Annotated in this window: 15 protein-coding genes and 1 tRNA gene; 10 read left to right on the top strand and 6 right to left on the bottom strand. The window is 66.6% G+C overall.

All coding sequences use genetic code 11. From position 1 onward, the window contains the following. Positions 1-191: 191 nt before the first annotated feature. On the top strand, positions 192-1,241 hold the full coding sequence (locus tag ABTX60_RS25865) for a YaaC family protein (protein WP_502992395.1): 1,050 nt from the start codon (positions 192-194) through the stop codon (positions 1,239-1,241). Positions 1,242-1,478: 237 nt separating this feature from the next. Here ABTX60_RS25865 and ABTX60_RS25860 read toward each other — a convergent pair whose 3' ends face one another. The 3 genes from ABTX60_RS25860 to ABTX60_RS25850 all read right to left on the bottom strand — a co-directional run bounded on the left by ABTX60_RS25860 (position 1,479) and on the right by ABTX60_RS25850 (position 6,401). After that, positions 1,479-4,937 carry an NACHT domain-containing protein gene (locus ABTX60_RS25860; RefSeq protein ID WP_352099386.1) on the bottom strand — a complete coding sequence of 1,153 codons (3,459 nt, stop codon included), beginning with the start codon at positions 4,935-4,937 and terminating at the stop codon, positions 1,479-1,481. Positions 4,938-5,502: 565 nt separating this feature from the next. Then, positions 5,503-5,781: a phosphorylase family protein gene (locus tag ABTX60_RS25855; RefSeq protein WP_352099452.1), complete on the bottom strand. Its 279-nt coding sequence runs from the start codon at positions 5,779-5,781 to the stop codon at positions 5,503-5,505. Between the two features lie 155 nt (positions 5,782-5,936). After that, the gene (locus tag ABTX60_RS25850) at positions 5,937-6,401 is read right to left on the bottom strand and encodes a 5'-methylthioadenosine/S-adenosylhomocysteine nucleosidase family protein (protein ID WP_352099385.1); all 465 of its coding nucleotides are present in this window, start codon (positions 6,399-6,401) and stop codon (positions 5,937-5,939) included. 653 nt (positions 6,402-7,054) lie between these two features. Between ABTX60_RS25850 and ABTX60_RS25845 the strand changes: the two genes are divergently transcribed. Next, positions 7,055-7,612, top strand: coding sequence for a hypothetical protein (locus ABTX60_RS25845; RefSeq protein WP_352099384.1), 558 nt, complete (start codon positions 7,055-7,057; stop codon positions 7,610-7,612). Between the two features lie 870 nt (positions 7,613-8,482). Here ABTX60_RS25845 and ABTX60_RS43255 read toward each other — a convergent pair. Further along, positions 8,483-8,899, bottom strand: a complete 417-nt coding sequence (locus ABTX60_RS43255; RefSeq protein ID WP_502992389.1) for an NrdR family transcriptional regulator — start codon at positions 8,897-8,899, stop codon at positions 8,483-8,485. 187 nt (positions 8,900-9,086) lie between these two features. Between ABTX60_RS43255 and ABTX60_RS25840 the strand changes: the two genes are divergently transcribed. Beyond that, the gene (locus tag ABTX60_RS25840) at positions 9,087-9,572 is read left to right on the top strand and encodes a helix-turn-helix domain-containing protein (RefSeq protein ID WP_352099383.1); all 486 of its coding nucleotides are present in this window, start codon (positions 9,087-9,089) and stop codon (positions 9,570-9,572) included. Between the two features lie 1,396 nt (positions 9,573-10,968). Here the strand turns inward: ABTX60_RS25840 and ABTX60_RS25835 are convergent. Next, positions 10,969-11,041: transfer RNA gene (locus ABTX60_RS25835), tRNA-Arg, on the bottom strand. A gap of 321 nt (positions 11,042-11,362) precedes the next feature. On the opposite strand from ABTX60_RS25835, the gene ABTX60_RS25830 reads away from it, so the two are divergent. The 4 genes from ABTX60_RS25830 to ABTX60_RS25815 all read left to right on the top strand — a co-directional run bounded on the left by ABTX60_RS25830 (position 11,363) and on the right by ABTX60_RS25815 (position 17,312). Further along, entirely contained in the window at positions 11,363-12,970 is a 1,608-nt protein-coding gene (locus tag ABTX60_RS25830) for a dynamin family protein (protein WP_352099382.1), read from the top strand. Between the two features lie 3 nt (positions 12,971-12,973). Then, the gene (locus ABTX60_RS25825) at positions 12,974-14,794 is read left to right on the top strand and encodes a GTP-binding protein (RefSeq protein ID WP_352099381.1); all 1,821 of its coding nucleotides are present in this window, start codon (positions 12,974-12,976) and stop codon (positions 14,792-14,794) included. A gap of 347 nt (positions 14,795-15,141) precedes the next feature. Further along, on the top strand, positions 15,142-15,621 hold the full coding sequence (locus ABTX60_RS25820; RefSeq protein ID WP_352099380.1) for a single-stranded DNA-binding protein: 480 nt from the start codon (positions 15,142-15,144) through the stop codon (positions 15,619-15,621). Between the two features lie 281 nt (positions 15,622-15,902). Next, complete coding sequence (locus ABTX60_RS25815; RefSeq protein WP_352099379.1) at positions 15,903-17,312, top strand: Cys-Gln thioester bond-forming surface protein; 1,410 nt, start codon at positions 15,903-15,905, stop codon at positions 17,310-17,312. 71 nt (positions 17,313-17,383) lie between these two features. Here the strand turns inward: ABTX60_RS25815 and ABTX60_RS25810 are convergent, their stop codons facing one another. After that, positions 17,384-17,785: a DUF4234 domain-containing protein gene (locus ABTX60_RS25810; protein WP_352099378.1), complete on the bottom strand. Its 402-nt coding sequence runs from the start codon at positions 17,783-17,785 to the stop codon at positions 17,384-17,386. A gap of 225 nt (positions 17,786-18,010) precedes the next feature. Between ABTX60_RS25810 and ettA the strand changes: the two genes are divergently transcribed. From ettA to ABTX60_RS25795, 3 genes are read left to right on the top strand one after another with little or no spacing between them, the layout of a single operon-like run. Further along, positions 18,011-19,675 (top strand): energy-dependent translational throttle protein EttA, encoded by a 1,665-nt coding sequence (gene ettA / locus ABTX60_RS25805; RefSeq protein ID WP_352099377.1) that lies wholly within the window; start codon positions 18,011-18,013, stop codon positions 19,673-19,675. A 6-nt stretch (positions 19,676-19,681) separates the two neighbouring features. Next, a complete protein-coding gene (locus ABTX60_RS25800) occupies positions 19,682-20,095 on the top strand; it encodes an acyl-CoA thioesterase (protein WP_352099376.1) in 414 nt (137 codons plus the stop codon). Further along, entirely contained in the window at positions 20,092-20,760 is a 669-nt protein-coding gene (locus ABTX60_RS25795; protein WP_352099375.1) for a DUF8185 domain-containing protein, read from the top strand. Before ABTX60_RS25800 ends, ABTX60_RS25795 begins: the two co-directional genes overlap by 4 nt. Position 20,761 lies beyond the last annotated feature (1 nt).

The raw sequence follows: 20,761 nt of genomic DNA, 5'->3' as shown, positions 1-20,761 counted from the left end.
CGTGCCCTTGGTGACCACCCCTTGGAGTTCGACACGATCCCTGATCCGGCTGCTGTTGTGGACTGGTGCGGCGGCGGACAGGGACTCTAGTTAACTGCTGGACACACCGGCGTGCCGCGCGGCAGCGTGCTAGTAACGGGCGTTCTTGCTCCGGACGCCGCCACTGCTGAACTGGAGACTTGAGGAGGCTCGTGGTCACCTATAGGGACCTTGCCCTGCCGCCCGCCAAGGAGGTCTGGCGTGACCTGAGAGGGCTTCGTGTAGGAGTAGGCGGACCAGCATCCGCAGAAGCCGCTCGACGGGCCGTTTTTGTGGCTGCGCTCGAACAAGCAGAACAGTTCACCGAGGCCGCGGCTAACGCTGGTCCGGCGACGCGGCCAGTGCAGATTTTCTATGCCCTGTCGCAATTCGGTAGGGCCATCGCTGCTGCGTCGACTTTGCTTGGAAAAGACGAGTGGCGACTGAAGGGGCATGGGATCGGGACACGGAATATCGACGCGAGCCAGGGGCTGGTGCTCGTTGAGGTCATCCCAACTGCTAAGGGATCTTTGGCTGGCGTAGCACGTGCGCTAGGGGTTGACACGCTGGAGCCGCAGGTGCCCGTTCAGCTCGGTGACCTGTGGCGCCTCATCCCCGAAACGCAACGAGTCCCACTCCCTAGAGCGCAGGGCCTGCCAGTCATGCATTTCACTCCCGGAGGTTTGATCCATCGAGGGGATGAGATGTGGTGTCGGCTCTCGATTTACCCGGTGCCCCGCAAGGTGCGCAGCCTGTCAGAAGTAGACCGTTCGACTGTAGATAGATTCTTAGCAAACTATCCCTCTTTGGCGGGTTGGTCTCATACGCCGGACGCGCCGGACACGATGCTGTGGCGCGAGCGTGGCAATGGAGCAGAGGAAGAGTTGGAGATCTTCTTGCCCTCTGCTCTGACAGTGCCTGTGAAGCCCGGGGAGGACAGAGCTGAGGCCTTGCAGCGTGCGACGCTCTACCGAGGCCCAAGTGATGCCTACGCATTCCCCGCTCTTGGCAACATGCGCAGTCCCGTACACCCACTCCTGGCGTGGTGGGCGGCGCTCTTCGGGCTGTCGATCCTGGCGCGGTATGAGCCGGAGTCTTGGGCTGAGATCGTTGACATTGACAGCTCCTCATCGGCTAACGCCGTGGAGCATTTGCTGGACGAGGCGATCACGGTAGTACCTCACATGGCCCTGCTTGCGATCCTCGACGTAGCCGGGCGCTAGATATTGGATTCCGTTCTCGCGTAACGACATTTTCCCTGGTCAGCGCATGATATGCGCTGACCCTCGGAGAGTGCCCCGGCAGGGTTCTGCTTGTCTGTTGGAGATTGCGCTGAATGCTTCTAGCACCGCAGGGGCCCGGTAGCTGGCTGTATGGAGCAGCCGAGCGCGAGCAGCGCCTCGACGAAACTTGCAGGAGCCTGCCATTCCATTCGGTCGTCGCTGTGGACTGCGCCTGCCCTATTTTCCTTTTGGAGGATCAGGAATCGCAGAGACCCGCAGGTTCATCGATGAGGGCAATGCACCAATGCCTTGAATGCGATCAGAGCCCGCTGCAAAGTAGACGTCTCGCAGGTCGCGTAGTTCAGCCAATGGTGCAATGTCGATGTGACCTTCCGCCGTCATGTCTCCTGTGAACTCACAGGAGAGTAGCCGTGGAAAGGAATCGGCTAGTCGATTAACTGCCGCTTGAATGACTCGTTCCCCGTGGCCCCCGCTGAGAGTCAGGCTAGTGACGTTCGCCAGAACCTCGTTTGGCGGCAGAGTATCGAATGACGCGGCGCTCACGCTGAGGCCAACTAGCGATGGCAGACCGGAAATCTCCCGCCAGTCATCGGCGGAAGCCGGGCTAGATTCATGGTTGAGTCCGAGATCCGCGAGTTGGGAAAAACGACTGAGCCCTTGGAGGCTTCGCAGCGGCCTTGCCCCGCCCGACACGCGCACGCTGCACAGCGGAGCACGGATCGGAAGATGCTCCGTGGACCAGCTCAGGCTGGATGGGCCGCTGATGACCAGCGATTCCAGGTCCGACAACTGTGAAACCGGTCGCAGGTCGATGCTCGAACTGACAATGGTGATGTCCAAATGCTGAATCGGGAGTCCACTGATCGCGGAGATATCCTCGAGGGTGGGGCAATCGTTGATGACGAGTGACGTCAATTCTGCTTGCGCGGCCAGGAATTCCAAGTCGGGCGTTTCAGTGCTCGACAGCGTGAGTTGTGCGAACGCGTGGTTAGAGGCGTATGACGCGAACGCCCTCAGGGATACACCCGCCCTGATGTCCAGAATTTCTGGCTGCAGCATCAGGCGGCTCAGGTGATGTAGCTGGTCGTCGGACTGGATGGTGTAAGTGAGGGCGCTCGAGTCCAAGCGCGCAATGATCTCCTCCGCGTACTGGGCGCTGTCGAAGCGAGGCCAGGCCCAAAGAAGCTGGGCCCGGACCGGGAGGAACGGGTGATCGACGAACTGGGACAGAAACGCGATGGCAGCCTCGGACTTGACGTTGGAAGCCGCGATGGTCACGTTATAGGCGGTCACTGCGTCTGCGAGTTCCTCGGGGCTGGGGAGGAGGCGGAGGATTAAGGGGCCTACTTCCGCTAGGGCGTGTGCCTCCTCCTCGTTGCCCGGGGGAATCAGGGTGGCGGTGCGTTGCTCGACGTCTTTGCGTACGGAAGGTTCGAGGGACGTCGCGTAATCCAGGCAGGCCGCGGCGAGTAGGTAGATGCGCGCCTGGACGCGTCTATCGGAAGTGCGGTCCCCCAGGGCCATGAGTTCCTGGAAGATCGTGACGCGTTCCCGGGGCCGGGCGAGAGCGACCGCCATTCGGATCACGTCCTCCCATTGGTCGTCCGCTGCGTGCTCGACGAGGAGCCCAAAGTCGGCTTCCTCGACGGCGGCCCGAGCGCCGAGGAAGTCCTGGAAGGTGCGATGGATGAAGTCCACCGTATCGGGAGCAGGTTCACGGAGGAGGCCGCTGCGCTGGAGGAAGTGGTCGAAGACAGCAGGCGCATCACCCAAAGCAGCAGCTTCGGGAATTGCGGGGAGAGCCCGAGTGATGATGTCCTCTGCGCGGGAACGGTCCATCTCGGTACGGCCATTCTTGATCAGCCAGTAGGCGAGTCGCTGGAGCAGATCAAGTTGGGGCTCCTCGCGGAGTTCGGGCCCCGTCATGTCCCGTTCCCGGTCGCGTCGACTGAGCAGCATGGACAACGCGGCTTCGTAGAGGTCCTTGCGGCCATGGGGGAGATAGCCCCGTCGGTCCCGATGGAGGGCGCAGATGAGTGCACACATCAGGGGGTTCGTGGCCAAGCGGCCGAGGTCGGGCTCGGTTTGGACAGCGGCGAGGAGTTGACCTTCGTACCTGTCGAGATCGGCAGCGTCGTCGCCATCGTTCCGTGCGGCGTCGTGCCAATGAGTGATGAAGGTAGCGATGTCCGTGGGGCCCATAGGAGACAGCGCCAGCTCAAGGAACTCGTCCTCAGAGAGCCAGTCCTGGCCCACGGCCGATGGCCGGGAGGTAACCAGCCATCGGTTGTCCCGGTCGTACGTCTCGATCAGCTCCAACAGCCACCTCCGGGTTCGCTCGCGCTCGCGGTCGGGAATCTCGTCGATGCCGTCGATGAGGATGAGGCCGCGCCCAGCGACGAGGACCCGGTTCTCCCAACCGTCGGGCTGTGTGCCAGCGAGGGGGCAGCCAGTGGCAGAGAGGAAGTGCGTGGGCGCCGGGAGGCGCTCACCGTGGCGCGTGAGAGTGCGGAGGGGCAGAACGAAAGGGATGCGGTCGTAGAGGTACTCCATGCGATCGGGGAGGTCCTGGCTGGCAGCGGCGACAGCCAGCCACTGGACGAGTGTGGTCTTGCCTGAGCCGGCCTCGCCGCGGAGGAGGACGCGGTGGCTGGCTGCCAGGGCTTGGTCCGCGGGCTGCGTCGCGAGCGGGTCGCGGATCACATGAGCACGCCCATCAGAGTTGTCGGTGAGCCACAGCCTGGCGGCGTAAGTCTCTTCATCCTGACGGGGCCCTACCTCTTCCGTGAACGGCAGGAGGTTGTCCAGGTCTCCGCTGAATTCCCCCGCGCCGGACAACATGAGATCGTCTAGAGTGCCCCGCGCTGTCGGTGTAGCGAGAGCGGAGTGACGGCGGGGCGGGGGGAACGTCGATGGATCCCTTTCTTGGGCCGCATGGACCCATGTCACCGCCCGCCGGCGCCCCGACACCGGTGATGCCTCCAAATTCAGGTACGCCACGTCCAACGGCCACCGTCTCGGGGAATTGTTGAGATCGATCCCGTAGATCGTGAGCTTGCCATGCTTCTTGGAGACGTGCTCCAGGTACGCCTGTTCGAATGCGGCGTCCTCGCCACCGGGCAAGGGATTTCGACGCATCAACTCATCGACCTTCGCGATGAGATCGTCGATCGCGCGGGTCTGTACGACCAGGGTGTGGGCGACGAAGGTCGAGCGTTGCGTGAAGAAGTTGAGGATATGGAGGCATGCGGTTTCGAGCAGACCCTCGTAGAAGTATGTGGCGTCGGCCGTGAGGTGACGCTCAGGACTGCCGCTCGCGCCACGCAGTTCCTGCGCCAATGCCTTGTGGCCAAGACCTACGGCTTCAAGGTCAGTGAGGGTTAGGTCGCCGAGGGCGTGGAGGGTGGTGGCGAGGGCATCGGTTACGGCTTGCTGCTCGTCATTGGGAATAGGGCGTTCGCCGGAGCGCAGGGCTTGTCGCACTAGCTTGGCGGCGAGGTCACGCACGTCGGACTCGGTGAGTGCGCGCTTCTCGCCTTTGAAGGAGACATAGCTGGAGATGCGGATCGGCTTGTCGACGAGACCCGCTCCGGCACCTTCGGTGAGGAACAGCTTCCTGACGAGAGGTCCGATGGCGGCCGAGGCGAGTCGGGCGCCGATGGCTGTGGGTTCCACGTTACCCCCGTAGATCCGTACCGATGCCCTCGGATCCTAAGACGCCCAGGTACCGCTCCGCCTAGCTTTGGCGATGAGTCTCTGCGCGACTTCGAGCAGACGACATTCAGCCACGAGGAGGGCCAGCCAACCGACCAGGCGTGTGCGTTCGCCGCCGCCCACCCTCAACAACACACTGCCGGTTTCTCAACCAGATCAAGCCGCGCCAGCCGGGCCGCACAGATGCGTCTGGCACGGTTGTGGCAGGCTCAGCCGACGACAGTCAGCCACGATGGCGGGTGCGTCGACCGACCGGGCGCGCGTATGCCTCGTTGCACCCCCACCTTCACCATGTTGAATGTGCCGTCAACGAGAGCAAGCCACGACGGCCGGCACGTGCTGACATGCCTGAGCCCTCAGCTTGGGAAGCTGCGATCATTTGGAGCCGGACTGGGCGCTGACCTGGACTAATGGCTGAGCCATGACCTCGTCTGGCTCAGCTGCTTTCACCGTGATTGCCCGCTGCTCCCCGCTCTATTTGTTGCTTGGGGTGCGGCGTCCGCGGCCTTGTCGGTCGGCAATATCATCAGAATAGTTCGATCAACGATCGCGCGTAAGCTGCCGCTGCGACCGCGGAATAACGCTGCCAGTCGTCATTCTTGTGTGCATCGCAGTAGTCGCTAATCCCGCGAATAACAAGGTACTTCCCGCCTGATGTGTCTGAGATGCCAGAACCTTCCATCTCTATGGCCAGAATGCCTAGCTTATCCCGCAGAGAGTCACGATGTTTGGCGTCCTTTACGACGGAGTTTCCGGATCCTATTGCGCCGTGATGGACCCTTGGGTGATTGGGCTTTCTGTTCATGTCGTCCGGGTGGGGCAATTTCCCATGTGGATCATTCGGGTCGTAGAGATTGTCTGCCGTGTCGGGTGGGCGTGTGGCGTTTTTGAGACTCCGCGCTCGGGAAATATGCTGTTCCCATGGCGCGTGTCCGGCGATATTCTCCGCCTCAAGGTACCTCACCATGGCCAGCAGTCGAGGTGATGCTGGACGCGACAGAAGCACTGGCTGCAAGGCCCATCGGTGAATTTACCGTAGTCATGCTGTATTATGCTATCTGAAACGACGATATCGCCAAGGCGTACGTGTTTCTCGGGATTTTTATGGTTCGGCACTCCTCCGGCTATTCCCACCATAAGCAAGTAATCGACCTTAAAGGCTCGCAGTAGGTGCGTTGCCGACTCTGTTGCTCGATTATTTCCTGTTCCGTGAAGCAGGGTTAGGACGACTGGGGTGGAACCTTTCCTGTCCTTGGCGGTGATATTGCCTCGCACGTAAATATTTGGGTCGCCTTTCATTTGCCTGAGTGGCGGCTTCACGTCGTCAAGCATGACCTTCATGGCCGCGAACTCATGAGGCAGTGCTGTGACTATTCCAAAGCTAGGCTTTACTTTCTTCCGGCCGCCCGTTCTGACCGCCCGCAAGTGGATTCTTCGGAGGTTATAAGATAAATTCTGTCACACCATTTGCGACGTTGCGACTCGGGCTCGTGTCCTGGGGGCGTGGCTGCGGGCGCATGCCGGAAGGCGAGTCGGGGGAAGGGGTGCCGCCGAACTTGGTCTCAAAGGCTACGGGTGCTCATCGTGCCCCTCCACGGCTGTGGGTCCCCAGGCCGTAGGCAACCCAGGACACGCGCGTCGCGCCGGGGCACCCGTCAGTGACACGGATCTTGAAGCTCGCCGGCAGTCGAGTCAGCGGGTGAAGTTGGATTCTGTGGGTCGGCCCATCCCTGGGTCCGCCGTCAGGTCGTGAACTGTCTGAAGGTAGCTGCGACCGTTCCGCGTTTTCAGGGCAGCCACCCGCAGAAACCCGGTGCCAGCCGGACAGTGCCGAACCCTCCCAAGGGTCAGTCGGGGAGGGTCCGGCGCTTCTCTGCCTCCGGCTATACGTGCTCTGACCAGCAAGAGCCCTCCCGAACGGGAGGGCGGAGACTTGCGCCCCGGCAGTCCTCGCTGTCGTCCGTTGTCAGCGTTTGCCGTTGGTGAGCGCCCCCGCACGGACCACAGACGGCCCAGGAAAGCAAGCTGGAGCACCATACTGGCAACGCAGTTCCGGTCGCTACGGGCACGATGAGGACATGGATCAAGGTATAGCCGCATTGATCGCGGCCGGATTCGGGCTAGTCGGTGCCGTGGTCGGCGGTATTGCAGCTGTCTGGGGGGCCAAGGTTGGTGCTGAGAGATCTGCGCAGGCGACTCGTCAGCAGGTGCAGGATCAAGCGGCAGCCGAACATGATCACTGGCTACGACAGCAGCGACTAGAGGCCTACCAGAACTTCCAAGACACCTACGGCGAGCTTGTTCGCCTTATGGCGCTTGATGGCGATGAGGATCTCGCGGCCGCCGCCGAGTCTGCACGCGTCATGTCTCGCTGGAGCTCCCGTATCGACATCCTTGGCCCGCCCAACGTCGCAGAGCTGGCGGACCGTGTGACGTCCGCTCTCACGATTCGCCTCACGGCGGCCATTGCCATGCATCGAATGAACTCTGGTGTCGACGGCGAGCCGGATCCGGAGTACGCCCGGACGATTACAGACCTATTCGAGGAGAGTGCAGGGCTTACTGACAGCTGGACGATGCATCAAGCCCTGTTTGTGGAAGCGGCGCAGGAGGTCATGCGGTCGAATGACTCCTAGATGCGAGCTATAGGCACACGCTCTCGTGCTGTCCTCAGCCTGATTACGCCTGCGGCTTGCGGCGCCGGCGCTTTGCAGTCCCCGAAGACTTCGACGTGACGTCGTGGGCCCAGAGAGTGCCGACCGATGAGACCGGTGGCTTGCCGGTCGGTACCCGGCGCTTACGACGCCTGGCCTGGCTCGGCGGTATTGGATCGCGAGGCGGCTGGGGCCTCATGGCCTTCAGGCACGGGAGGCACCACCACTTCCCTGCGATGCGGCTGGTGCCGTCTCCCTCACACCGATGCGCTTTGCGGCCTCTATGGCCTTGGCTACACTGACACTTCATGCTGCCCCCATCCACCCCCGCGGCTGATAGCCACAACGGAAGCTCCCTTGTACCACCGGCTGGGCTTGCATGGAATGAGGTCGGTGGAACTCAATGGCTGAGTTGAGCCGACGGGCGCCAGCCGTAAGTGATGACGGCGCCCGCGCTGGATGCAGGCTTTGAGGTCTGGCCTCATCCTTATCAGGTCGATCACTGAGGGCCAGCGACGTTGGTCAACCAGCTGGAATCATCGGCTGATCGGTCGTCGACGTTCGGCACAGGTCGCGGTTGTCCGTGCCTGTTGGTGTCAGCCGCTGGTGTCAGACATCAGCGGGCTTCTTGACGGTTTGCCGGACAGGGACTACGGCCGACGATGCCGGTGTCATTCGGCTTCGCCGGACACGGCTCTGCGATCAGTCTCCGCTCGCCGACGTCGCATTCGCTGGGCCGCTGCGCCAACCAGGCTGATGAAGGCTCCGCTGAGGATGTTGATAGAGAGATCGCGAACAAGTGACCACACGTGGGCGTGGATGCGCCATGGGGCCGGCCGCGCATCGCGCTCCTCACATGCAAAGTCGTGAGTTGGAAGGCATGACACTGGCGCAGCCCCGGCCCGAAGCAAGCACCAGCGAGTAAGGCGACGTCGCGCCTCGTTCGCTGTGCTCTGTCGGCTGGTGCTGGCCAAGGTGATGGCTGTGCGGTGGGTTAAGCGAGCTGCCTCTTGTCCGTCTCCGGTGGGCAGCAGCATCCATGACCTGGCGTTGTCGTTGCGATGCGGCTCGCACCCCTGTGATCACCCACCAACGGGAGTAGGGGACGCAAATACCCGACTGAACGACAGGTACCAGTTCGTAGTGCTCCAGGGTGCTGAACCGCAGGTCGCAGCCAGAGCACCTCCGGCGCCTTCGGATCGTCGATCCCTGCTCGTCTGCCTCGACAGCGACGACGCTGGTGGGTGCGGCACACGAGGGGCAGTTCACGTACAACTCCCCCTCGTGTTGGTGGTCATCGGCGTGACCAGAGTACGACCTTCGGTGACACCCGCGTTGTCGATGCCCGCTAGTTCCTTAACTCACGTGCTGGGGTTCGCACCTGCGGCAGTACTCAACGCGTGGTCTCTGGGTAGGGAGAGGGTTGTCGACTGTCGTCGTCTGTCGGCGTTGGCCGATGTCAGACGGCCCACAGACGCCCCGGCCATGGAGCAGTGCCTGCGCCCCTACAGAACCCTGTAGGGGCGTCCGCCAGCCGCATTCTTGGCCACACTGCGGGAAACCTAGGGAGCGCAACCCACTCCCCTCCTCAACGTCTACAATTCTGGCTCTGTCTGGGGTGCTGGGGGGGAACGTGGGAGTCTTCGAGAACGTTTCAGAACATTTGACGCTTGCTGTCCTTCGCAGGAGAGCCGGCCTGTCACAGGCTCAGGTTGCGGAAAAGATGTTCGTATCGAAAGCGCAGGTCAGCCGGATCGAAGCGATGTACCCGGACTTGATGTTCCCTACCTTGCGAGCGTATATGGATGCTATCGGTGTGAACATCAGATTCGTTGGCGAGAACATCGTCGATGAGTTGTCCGGAGAGGTCGTCGCTGACACCAGCCGCATCTACGCGGAGTCCAGGCGTAAGGATCCGACTAGGGGGTCTAGACGCCCCTGAACGTAGTTTCCTTCGCTGCGGAGAGTCAGCTGACCATGACCTCAACCCACCACTCACCCCAGCTCCCATCCCGTCCGCCGTCGACCCACACACCGTGGAGCGGGCGTGGTTCAGGGGTGTCAAGGTGGAGCGCGCCACTGTACGAACGACCTTGACGCCCCTGGGCCGCGTCTGCTCGGCTCTGCCTGGGTCGATGGCGGACGGGTGGGAGCTCCCCGCGCACGCCATCTACGGACCCGCAGTCGGAGGCGGCGCCCCCTCCATCCCGGTGCCGGCCGGTCCCCCGCCGGAGGCATTGCCTTGACCGCAGGCCGCTCTATGCGGTGATCGACTCATGGCCACCGGCCCTATCCACATCTGGGCGCGCGTCGGCGCAGCGCGCGCGGAGCGGGCCGAAGGCAGGAGCGCAGCGCGGAGCGGAGCCGGGAAGCGCGCCCGGCGGAGCGGAGCGCAGCCGGGGCTTGATGAAGTAGAGAAAGTCTTACCGCGATGCATCGAGTGCGGACACGAATGCCGTGGACAAACGGTCCCTGCTGAACCCGGAGCAGGCGGCGGCTATCCTCGATTGGATACGGCGCCGGCCACGGGGCGGTAAGCGGCTCCACGCCTTCTTCGCCACGCTGTACTACTGCGGCCCACGTCCCGAGGAAGCCGTGGCCATGCGGGTAGAGGACGTGACCCTGCCCGAGCCCGACGCCGCCGACCAGTGGTGTGAGCTGCTGTTCCACACCGCGACCCCCGAGGTCGGAAAGCAGTGGACAGACACGGGAGAGATCCACGAGCAACGCGACCTGAAAGGCCGTGCGGAGGGTGAGACCCGCACTGTCCCTGGACATCCCGCCTTGACCCGAATCCTTCGGCAGCACATCGAGGACGAACAGCTCAAGCCGGGTGACCTGGTGTTCCAAGGCGAGTCGGGCGGCATCCTCGCTGGTTCCGTCATCCGTCGGGCCTGGCGCAGTGCGCGTAAGGCCGTACTGTCCCCGTACGTCTTCGAGTCACCCACGGGACGGCGCGTCTACGACAACCGGAACACGCGCCTGACGAAGTGGCTGAACGACGGGATCCCACCCGCCCAGGTGGCCGAGTGGGCCGGAAACAGCGTTGCCGTGCTCCTGGCGACCTACGCCCGCTGCGTCGAGGGGCCAGCTGCCCGACCTGAAGAGGCGACTCGAAGCTGCCGGAGATCTCCCCGAGCGGCCGTCCGCCGACTGACCTCGCGGCCCGCGGAACTTCGACACGTATTCGACACGGCCACCCGCAAAAACCCGGTAACAGCCGGACAGCCCCGGAGCCCGCCCTTGAGTCATCAGGAGGGCGTCCGGGGCCTCGCCATACTGTCTGGCATGCACCCTGACCAGCAAAAAGCCCTCCCCAAAGGGAGGGCGGAGACTTGCGCCCCCGGCAGGACTCGAACCTGCGGCCAAGCGCTTAGAAGGCGCCTGCTCTATCCACTGAGCTACGGGGGCCGGGTGTGGTGGCCTCTGTCCTGGTGCCCGGGTGTGGGCCGAACCGTGACGTTGCCGGGGACAAGGATAGGGCTCCCGCGTCCTTGTCCCTGATGCTTCGCCTCCGTGGCTCGATGTGGAGGTTCGGTGAAGCGGTCCTGATAATCGCAGGCAGGTACGAATCGTGCACCGCTTTTGGCGTCAGACGCATCGGGTGTTGTGCACTCGTTATGCCTGGAGTGTGCCCGTGTCCCAGTCGTCCCTTCCATCCCTTGTGTTCCGTCGGCGCGCAGACATGCTCATATGCTTCAGAATTCCCCTAAAATTGGGCATTCTTCACATGTGGTGACCTTGGACGTACGGCCTCAGCTGCTCGACGCACTCTCCGCCCTGCGCGACCGTGTCGCCGCCGCACGCTTCCCGCTGCCCCTGGCGGGGGCCCCACGCGCGCGTGCCAACCGCGACGAACTCCTCGCGCAGCTCGACGACTACTTGGTGCCCCGCTTGAGGGACCCCGAAGCGCCGCTTCTGGCCGTCGTCGGCGGGTCGACCGGAGCCGGAAAGTCGACACTGGTGAACTCCCTCGTGGGGCGGCGGGTCAGCGAGGCGGGCGTGCTGCGGCCGACGACACGCACCCCCGTGCTGGTCTGCCATCCGGAGGACCACCACTGGTTCAGCGGGATGAGGGTGCTGCCCGACCTCACACGCGTGTGGGTGCCCCAGCAGGAAGCCACCGAAGACCTCCTGCTCCCCGGCGAGGACCCCGCGCGCGTGCTGCGTGTCGAGTCCGCCGACACCCTCCCGCCCGGCCTCGCCCTCCTCGACGCGCCCGACATCGACTCCCTGGTCTCCGACAACCGGGTCCTGGCCGCCGAACTCATCTGCGCCGCCGACATCTGGGTCATGGTCACCACCGCAGCCCGCTACGCCGACGCCGTCCCCTGGCACATGCTGCGCACCGCCAAGGAGTACGACGTCACCCTCGTGACCGTGCTCGACCGCGTGCCCCACCAGGTGGTGAACGAGGTGTCACGGCAGTACGGCGCCCTGCTCACCAAGGCCGGCCTCGGCGAGGTGCCGCGCTTCACCGTGCCCGAACTGCCCGAGTCCGCCTGGGGCGGCGGCCTCCTGCCCGCCACCGCCGTCGCCCAGTTGCGCGGCTGGCTGATCCACCAGGCCCAGGATCCCGCGGCCCGGCAGCAGGTCCTCGCCCGCACGGCGTACGGCGTCCTCGACTCCCTCAAGTCCCGGATGCCCGAGCTGGCCGGTGCCGCCGCCGCGCAGTACGCCGCCGCACTGCGGCTCACCTCCGCCGTCGAGGGGGCGTACGACAGCGAGCACACGCGCGTGCGGGGCCGGTTGCACGGCGGGGCGGTCCTCGCCGGGGACGCACTCAAGCGATGGCGCGCCTTCCCCCTGGACTGCACCGCCGGTGAACTCCTCGACGCGCTCGTGGAGAGTCTCAGCGCCCTGCTGCTGTGCGCCGTCACCGCCGCCGACGAGCGCATCGACGACGCCTGGCGGCGCGAACCGGCGTCCGCCGCCCCGGAGCTCGCCGCACGCGACTCGGGGGCGGACAGCGCCGAACAGCGCATCGGGCTGGCCGTACGGCGATGGCGGCGGGAGCTGGAGGAGCACGCCGAGGACGAGGTACGCGAACTCGACCGCACCCTCGCGCCCGACCCCGAACTGGTCGCCGCCCTGGTCGCCACCTCCCTGCTGGGCGGCCGCCGGGGCCGGATGGCCGGGGAAGGGCTCGCCGAGCGGATCGGCGCCCATGGCGCGCTGCGGCTGCGCGACCGGGCCGGGCGGCTGCTCACCGAGCACGTGGACCGCGTCCTGCACGCCGAACGCGAGCGCCGTCTCGCCCCCCTCGACGCGCTGGACGTCCACCCCGAGCCACAGGCCGAACTCATCGCCGCGCTGTCCGTACTGCAGAAGGAGAGGTGACCGGTGACCGCCATCACCGACCAGGACCCCACCGAGCACGCCGATCAGCCGGACGACGACGCCCGCAGGACGGCAGGCACCGCCGGCCGGAGTGCCCCGGACGGTGAACGCGCGGCGCACACCGACTCCACCGAGACCTGGGACGACGGGCTCATCGCGCGCCGAGTCAACGAGACAGCCGAAGGAGGCCGGTTCCCCATGACGGACAGCCGCTCCGCCGTCCCGCCGACGGTGACCCCACTGGTGTACGAGGGGTCGCTGCGCTCCCGGCTGGAGGCGCTGCGCCAACTGGTGGGGCTCTCCCGTACCCGGCTCGACAGCCGGACGCTGTCGCAGGCCGGCCGGGTGCTCGACGAGGCGTCCGCGCGGCGCAGGCTCTCCGGGCAGCACACCGTCGTCGCCATCGCGGGCGCCACCGGAAGCGGCAAGTCGCAGCTCTTCAACGCGCTCGCGGGGGTGACCATCTCGGAGACGGGCGTACGCCGTCCCACCACCGCGGCGCCCATCGCGTGCAGTTGGAGCGACGGGGCGGCCGGACTCATCGAACGGCTCGGCATCCCGCCCCGGCTGCGCCGCCGCCCGCTGCCGTCCGGGGACGGCGAGTCGCCGCTGCGCGGACTCGTCCTGATCGACCTGCCCGACCACGACTCCGCCGCCGTGCAGCACCGTCAGCACGTGGACCGCATCCTGGCGCTCGTCGACGCGGTCATCTGGGTCGTCGACCCGGAGAAGTACGCCGACGCCGTCCTCCACGAGCGTTATCTGCGGCCCATGGCGGCCCACGCCGAGGTCATGTTCGTCGTCCTGAACCAGATCGACCGGCTGCCCGGGGAAGCCGCCGAACAGGTCCTCGACGATCTGCGGCGGCTCCTCGACGAGGACGGCATCGCCCTCGGGGAGTACGGCGAACCGGGCACGACCGTGCTCGCGCTGTCCGCACTCACCGGGGACGGCGTGGGCGAACTGCGTGAGGCCCTCGGGCAGTTCGTCTCGGAGCGCGGGGCGCCGAACCGTCGTATCTCGGCCGATGTGGACATCGCCGCTGCCCGGTTGTGGCCCGTCTACGCCACCCAGCGGCGGACCGGGCTCAGCGAACAGGCCCGGGAGGAGTTCTCCGACCGGCTCGCGGACGCGGTCGGCGCCACGGCGGCGGGCGAGGCGGCCGAGCGGGCGTGGCTGCGCAACGCCAACCGGGCCTGCGGGACGCCCTGGCTGCGGCTGTGGCGCTGGTACCAGGACCACGGCGAGCCCACCACGGGACGGCTCCCCGGGCGCACGCAGGCCGACGAGGAGGCGACCGCCCGCCAGCGGGTCGAGCAGGCGGTGCGGACGGTGGCCGACCGGGCGTCGGCCGGGCTGCCCGCGCCCTGGGCGCAGGCGGTGCGCGAGGCGGCCGTGCGAGGTTCGCAGGGGCTGCCGGAGGCATTGGACGAGCTGACCGTGCGTGCGGGTGTGCCGACGGGGCGGCCGCCACGGCCCGGGTGGTGGCCGGTGGCCGTACTCATCCAGGCGTCCATGACGATCCTGCAGTTCCTGGGCGGGTTGTGGCTGCTGGGCCAGATCATCGGGGTCGTGTCACCCAACCTGGGGGTGCCGGTGCTGCTCATGGTGATCGGCATCGTCGGCGGTCCGCTCATCGAGTGGAGCTGCCGGATGGCGGCCCGCGGCCCGGCCCGGCGCTACGGCCTGGAGGCGGAACGCCGATTGCGGGAGGCGGCGTCCGGATGCGGCAGGGCCCGGGTGCTGGACCCGGTCGCGGCGGAGCTGCTGCGCTACCGGGAGGTCAGGGAGCAGTACGCGAGGGTGGTGGGAGCGGGGCGGTGACGTTCCTGGTGGGCCGGTAAGGCTCCGGGGGGCGAGGGGAGGAGTCGGCTGTGACGGGCCGCATGCGTTGCCTTCGCTCCTCCGGCACCCACCCGCCGTCACCCCATGCGTTGCCTTCGCTCCTCCGGCACCCACCCGCCGTCACCCCATGCGTTGCCTTCGCTCCCCCGGCAGCCACCCGCCGTCACCCCTGCGGGTGGCGGCGTTGTCCACAGGCCGGCGGTGGTCCACAGCGCTCAGCGGGCCCGGCCCGGCGGCGGCAGTCTGGCAGACGCAGCCGTACGGGACGGGCCCGTACGCGTGTCGGCCCGGTGCGTAGCCGTAATCCGGGCGAGGGAGGGTTCGCGATGAACGAGACGATGGTCTGCGCGGTGGGCAGGGTTGCGACGCAGCCGGTGTACCGGGAGATGGCGTCCGGCCCGTCGGCGAGGTTCCGGCTGGCGGTGACCGCTCGCTACTGGGACCGCGAGAAGAACACGTGGACCGACGGGCACACCAACTTCTTCACGGTGTGGGCCAACCGCCAGCTGGCCACGAACACGGCGGCGTCGTTGACGGTCGGTGAGCCCGTGATCGTGCAGGGCAGGCTGAAGGTGCGGACCGACGTGCGCGAGGGGCAGAGCTGGACGTCGGCGGACATCGACGCGGTGGCGATCGGTCATGATCTGGCGTGGGGCACCGCGGCCTTCAGGCGCGCGGGCAAGACCGAGGCCGCCGCACCCTCGCAGGCGCAGCCCGAGCCCAACTGGGAGACGGCGCCGGATGGTTCGGAGCAAGGGGCGGCCGCTCGCGCACAATCAGGCTCGGTCACAGCTGTTTTGACGTGACGTCAAGCGGCGGGACCGTGGCCTGCCCGAACTGCGGCTTATCGGCGAGTGCGCACCGAACGACCAGGGGCGATTTGTCGATAAGCCCTGCTCGCCGGGGATGTTGGCGATAACGATTCCGAGTCGGATCACTCGTCCGACCGTCTGACCGGCGGGCGGAGTCTCCCGCGTCCCTAGGATGCCGGACATGGCTCTCGGGACTTTTGTGTCCGGTGAGGCTTCTGATTCTGCAGGTGGGACCGTCCCCCCACGTCAACTGGTCCTGCTCGAAGGGGAATTTGGTGTTTGCTTCGTTCTCTGAGCTGTTCGTCCGCAGGCGAGGCGCGGCCCGCCTCGCCACCGCGACGGTGGTGTCCGGACTCGTCGCCGCGGGCGGGCTGGCCGGTGCCGGCCGGGCGGCCGCCGACGATACGACACAGAGCCAGGGCGGGGCGGCCGCGACGATAGGCGGCCTCAAGACGTTCGGCGCGGCGGTGATACACGCCGGCACCGGTGACCAGGAGATCTCGGCGGGCCTGTTCGAGATGTCCGTCGACGGCGGCGGCATGCTGCAGACGTACTGCGTCGATCTCCACAACCCCACGCAGCGGGACGCCAAGTACCACGAGACGCCCTGGAGCGGCACGTCCCTGGGGGCCAACAAGGACGCCGGCAAGATCCGTTGGATCCTGCAGAACTCCTACCCGCAGGTGAACGACCTCGCGACGCTGGCACGCAAGGCGGGCGTGCGGGGCGCGCTGACCGAACAGGACGCGGCGGCCGGCACGCAGGTCGCGATCTGGCGGTACTCGGACGACGTGGCCGTCGACGCCCTCGACCCGCAGGCCGAGCAGCTCGCGGACTACCTGCACAAGAAGGCCCGCAACCTGCCCGAGCCCCGTGCCTCGCTCACCCTCGAGCCGTCCGCGGTCTCCGGCCGGCCGGGCGAGCTGCTCGGACCGGTGACGGTGCGCACCAACGCCGGCAGCGCGACGGTCACCCCGCCCGCCGACGCCGCCACGAGCGGGGTGCGGGTCGTCGACAAGCAGGGCAAGGCCGTCACCTCCACGTCCGACGGCGGGCAGGTGTACTTCGATGTGCCCGAGGACGCGGCGGCGGGCACGTCGGAACTGACCGTGCAGGCCTCGACCACCGTGCCCGTCGGCCGGGCCTTCGCCTCCGAGAGTCGCAGCCAGACGCAGATCCTGGCCGGTTCCAGCGAGTCGACGGTGTCCGCGACGGCCGGGGCGACGTGGGCGAAGCAGGGCCCGGCCCCGGCGCTGTCGGCGGCGAAGAACTGCGCCGAGGGCGGCGTCGACATCATCGCGTCCAACAAGGGTGACGAGCCGTTCACCTTCGAACTGGCCGGGCTGCAGCACACCATCGCCGCCGGCGAGTCCCGTACGGTGACGGTCCCGCTCCAGGAGGACCAGGCCTACGACTTCACCATCCACGGCCCCGGCGGTCTCGAGAAGCGCTTCACCGGCATGCTGGACTGCCAGACGCGTGGCAGCGACACCGGCACGACCACCCAGACCCTGAGCGAGCCGGTCCCGGCGACGGTGGGCGGCGCGGCCGCGGACACCAACCTCGCCGAGACGGGCGGCTCGGCCATCACACCCCTGATAGCGGGCGTGGCCATCGGCTTCGTCCTGATCGGCGGGGCGACGCTGGTCGTGCTGCGACGCAGGGAGTCGACGGCGGGGGAGTGACACGGGCGAACGCCGCCCCGGACGGGCCCTGACCGCCGTCGCCGCGCCAGAGCCCGGGCGCGCGGTGCACGTCAGGCCGCGAGAGGTACCTGCTCGCCCTCCGCCGGGGTCTGGTAGTGAGCCCAGATCTGGTTCAACTCGTGCTGGTAGTAGAGCGGATACAGGCCGGCCACGATGAAGAGGATGACGCCGATCCACGGGTTGCACTCCTGCTCCAGCCCGGCGGACCGCTGCATCCTGGCTATGCGCACACCGGTGTTGTAGACCGAGATGAAGGGGGGCACGATCAGCACCCAGCCGAGAGCGAGAGCGACCACCGACACGGCCGGATTGGCCTCGATCCGATCATCGAAGTCCTGGGCCTCGCGATTGATTTTGTAATACCAGACCAGGTGGTAGATCCCCAGTGTGATCAGCGGCCAGACCAGCCAGACGAGAAAGATGTTGCGGGTCTTACCAGCGCGACCTGACATGGCACACCTCCCATATGTTCCAGTGCATCACGATCAGGTGCCGGGCGCGCGTGGTGAGGGCCGCGGCGGCCCCTGGCGCCCGGCAGTGACCGAGAGGCCCGGCCGCTCCCGGTGAAACCGCAGGTCACAGCCCTTGCTTCAGACGCGTTTCCACCCAGGGGTGGCGGTACGGCAAGATGGGGTGTATCTGCCCACTGCCAGTTTCAAGCTGCCGGACGGTTTCTCTTGGCTGAGTTCATTTACACCATGCGCAAGGCGCGCAAAGCGCACGGCGACAAGGTGATCCTCGACGACGTGACGACGAGCTTCCTCCCGGGAGCGAAGATCGGCGTCGTCGGCCCGAACGGCGCCGGCAAGTCGACGATCCTGAAGATCATGGCCGGCATCGAGCAGCCGTCCAACGGTGACGCCTTCCTCACGCCCGGTTACACGGTCGGCATCCTGCTCCAGGAGCCCCCGCTGACCGAGGACAAGACCGTCCTGGAGAACGTCCAGGAGGGTGTCGCCGGGATCAAGGGCAAGCTCGACCGGTTCAACGAGATCGCCGAGCAGATGGCGACCGACTACACCGACGAGCTCATGAACGAGATGGGCAAGCTCCAGGAGGACCTCGACCACGCCAACGCGTGGGACCTCGACGCCCAGCTGGAGCAGGCCATGGACGCCCTGGGCTGCCCGCCCGGCGACTGGCCCGTCACCAACCTGTCCGGTGGTGAGCGCCGCCGCGTCGCGCTGTGCAAGCTGCTGCTGGAGCAGCCCGACCTGCTGCTGCTCGACGAGCCCACCAACCACCTCGACGCCGAGTCGGTGAACTGGCTGGAGCAGCACCTCGCCAAGTACCCGGGCACCGTCGTCGCGGTCACCCACGACCGGTACTTCCTCGACAACGTCGCCCAGTGGATCTGCGAGGTCGACCGCGGTCGCCTCTACCCCTACGAGGGCAACTACTCGAAGTACCTGGAGACCAAGGCCGCCCGCCTCAAGGTCGAGGGCCAGAAGGACGCCAAGCGGCAGAAGCGGCTCAAGGAAGAGCTCGAGTGGGTGCGGTCCAACGCCAAGGGGCGGCAGGCCAAGTCCAAGGCGCGTCTGGCTCGCTACGAGGAGATGGCCGCCGAGGCCGACAAGATGCGGAAGCTGGACTTCGAGGAGATCCAGATCCCGCCGGGCCCGCGCCTGGGCAACGTCGTCGTCGAGGTCAGCAACCTCAGCAAGGGCTTCGGCGACAAGCTGCTCATCGACGACCTCAGCTTCACGCTGCCGCGGAACGGGATCGTCGGGATCATCGGCCCGAACGGTGCCGGCAAGACCACCCTGTTCAAGATGATCCAGGGCATCGAGGAGCCGGACTCCGGCGCCATCAAGGTCGGCGACACCGTCAAGATCTCCTACGTCGACCAGAGCCGCGAGAACATCGACCCCAAGAAGTCGCTGTGGGCCGTCGTCTCCGACGAGCTGGACTACATCAACGTCGGACAGGTCGAGATGCCGTCCCGCGCCTACGTCTCCGCCTTCGGGTTCAAGGGGCCGGACCAGCAGAAGCCGGCCGGCGTGCTCTCCGGCGGTGAGCGCAACCGGCTGAACCTCGCGCTCACCCTCAAGCAGGGCGGCAACCTGCTGCTCCTCGACGAGCCGACCAACGACCTCGACGTCGAGACCCTCTCCAGCCTGGAGAACGCGCTGCTGGAGTTCCCGGGTGCGGCCGTGGTCGTCTCCCACGACCGGTGGTTCCTGGACCGGGTGGCCACGCACATCCTCGCCTACGAGGGCGAGTCCAAGTGGTTCTGGTTCGAGGGCAACTTCGAGTCGTACGAGAAGAACAAGATCGAGCGGCTCGGTCCGGACGCCGCCCGTCCGCACCGCGCCACCTACAAGAAGCTGACCCGGGGCTGATCGATCTTGCGGCACATCTACCGCTGCCCGCTGCGCTGGGCGGACATGGACGCGTACGGCCACGTCAACAACGTGGTGTTCCTCCGCTACCTGGAGGAAGCCCGTATCGACTTCCTGTTCCGCCCGGAGAAGGACTTCAAGCAGGGGTCCGTGGTGGCACGCCATGAGATCGACTACAAGCGGCAGCTCGTGCACCGGCACCACCCGGTGGACATCGAGCTGTGGGTCACCGAGATAAGGGCCGCGTCCTTCACCCTCACCTACGAGGTGAAGGACGGCGACCAGGTCTATGTGCGGGCCTCGACGGTGATCGTGCCGTTCGACTTCGAGGCGCAGCGCCCGCGCCGGATCACCGCGGAGGAGCGGGAGTTCCTCCGCGAGTACATGGATGACGCCGAGGAGGAGGCCGTCGCCGCATGACGGTGCTCCACCTCGCCGACGAGGGGGAGGCGGCGGATCTCGCCGCCTTCCTCTCCCGGCTGCTCCACTACGACCGTGGGGCGGCGGTGCGTCTGCAGGCCGCGGGCACCGCACTGGCCGTCTTCGGGCGGCCGCCGTCCTTCGAGGTGCTCGCCGTGCGGGCGGTGCGGCTGGCGAAGCCGTACGAGAAGGGCCTTGAGGTCACGCTGGACGTGACCGTGTCCGCCGGTGAGTTCCTGGAGTCGGTCGACGAGAAGGCCGGCACGGCCGTCGTGCCGGGCGCCGTGACCGGGCCGCCGTGGGCGGGTGTGCTGCCGCCCCGAGGCGACTGGCGGGCCGAGCCGGGGCTGCCGGCGCCGGAGGCGCTGCGCGAGCTCGTGGCCGCGGTGATCGCCGAGTTCCGCTCGCGTACACAGGAGTTGCCCCCCGAGGGGCGGACGCGGGACGAGCTGGACCGGATCGGCCGGGACGTCTGGTCCCGGACGGTCGGGGACACCCGGCTGCCCGTCCGGGCCGTGCACGCGGCGCAGTCCCTCGGCTTCCTGCGCCCCGGTGTGCCCCTGGGGCTGTTCTCGTCGGGCGCGTGGCTCAGGCTGCGCACGCCGTACGGGTCCGTCGCCGTACGACGGGCCGGGCTCGGGGCACTGGACGTCAGCGTCCGCTGAG

The organism is Streptomyces sp. NPDC126510 (genome assembly GCF_040302345.1).
In the GTDB taxonomy this organism is placed as follows: Bacteria; Actinomycetota; Actinomycetes; order Streptomycetales; family Streptomycetaceae; genus Streptomyces.
This window is presented reverse-complemented; position numbering and strand designations above follow the sequence as displayed.

Excerpts from the sequence above, each read along its gene's own strand:
- ABTX60_RS25855 (WP_352099452.1), bottom strand. The coding sequence starts at position 5,781 with ATGAACAGAAAGCCCAATCACCCAAGGGTCCATCACGGCGCAATAGGA.
- ABTX60_RS25845 (WP_352099384.1), top strand. The coding sequence starts at position 7,055 with ATGGATCAAGGTATAGCCGCATTGATCGCGGCCGGATTCGGGCTAGTC.
- ABTX60_RS25840 (WP_352099383.1), top strand. The coding sequence starts at position 9,087 with ATGTCAGACGGCCCACAGACGCCCCGGCCATGGAGCAGTGCCTGCGCC.
- ABTX60_RS25820 (WP_352099380.1), top strand. The coding sequence starts at position 15,142 with ATGAACGAGACGATGGTCTGCGCGGTGGGCAGGGTTGCGACGCAGCCG.
- ABTX60_RS25810 (WP_352099378.1), bottom strand. The coding sequence starts at position 17,785 with ATGTCAGGTCGCGCTGGTAAGACCCGCAACATCTTTCTCGTCTGGCTG.
- ABTX60_RS25795 (WP_352099375.1), top strand. The coding sequence starts at position 20,092 with ATGACGGTGCTCCACCTCGCCGACGAGGGGGAGGCGGCGGATCTCGCC.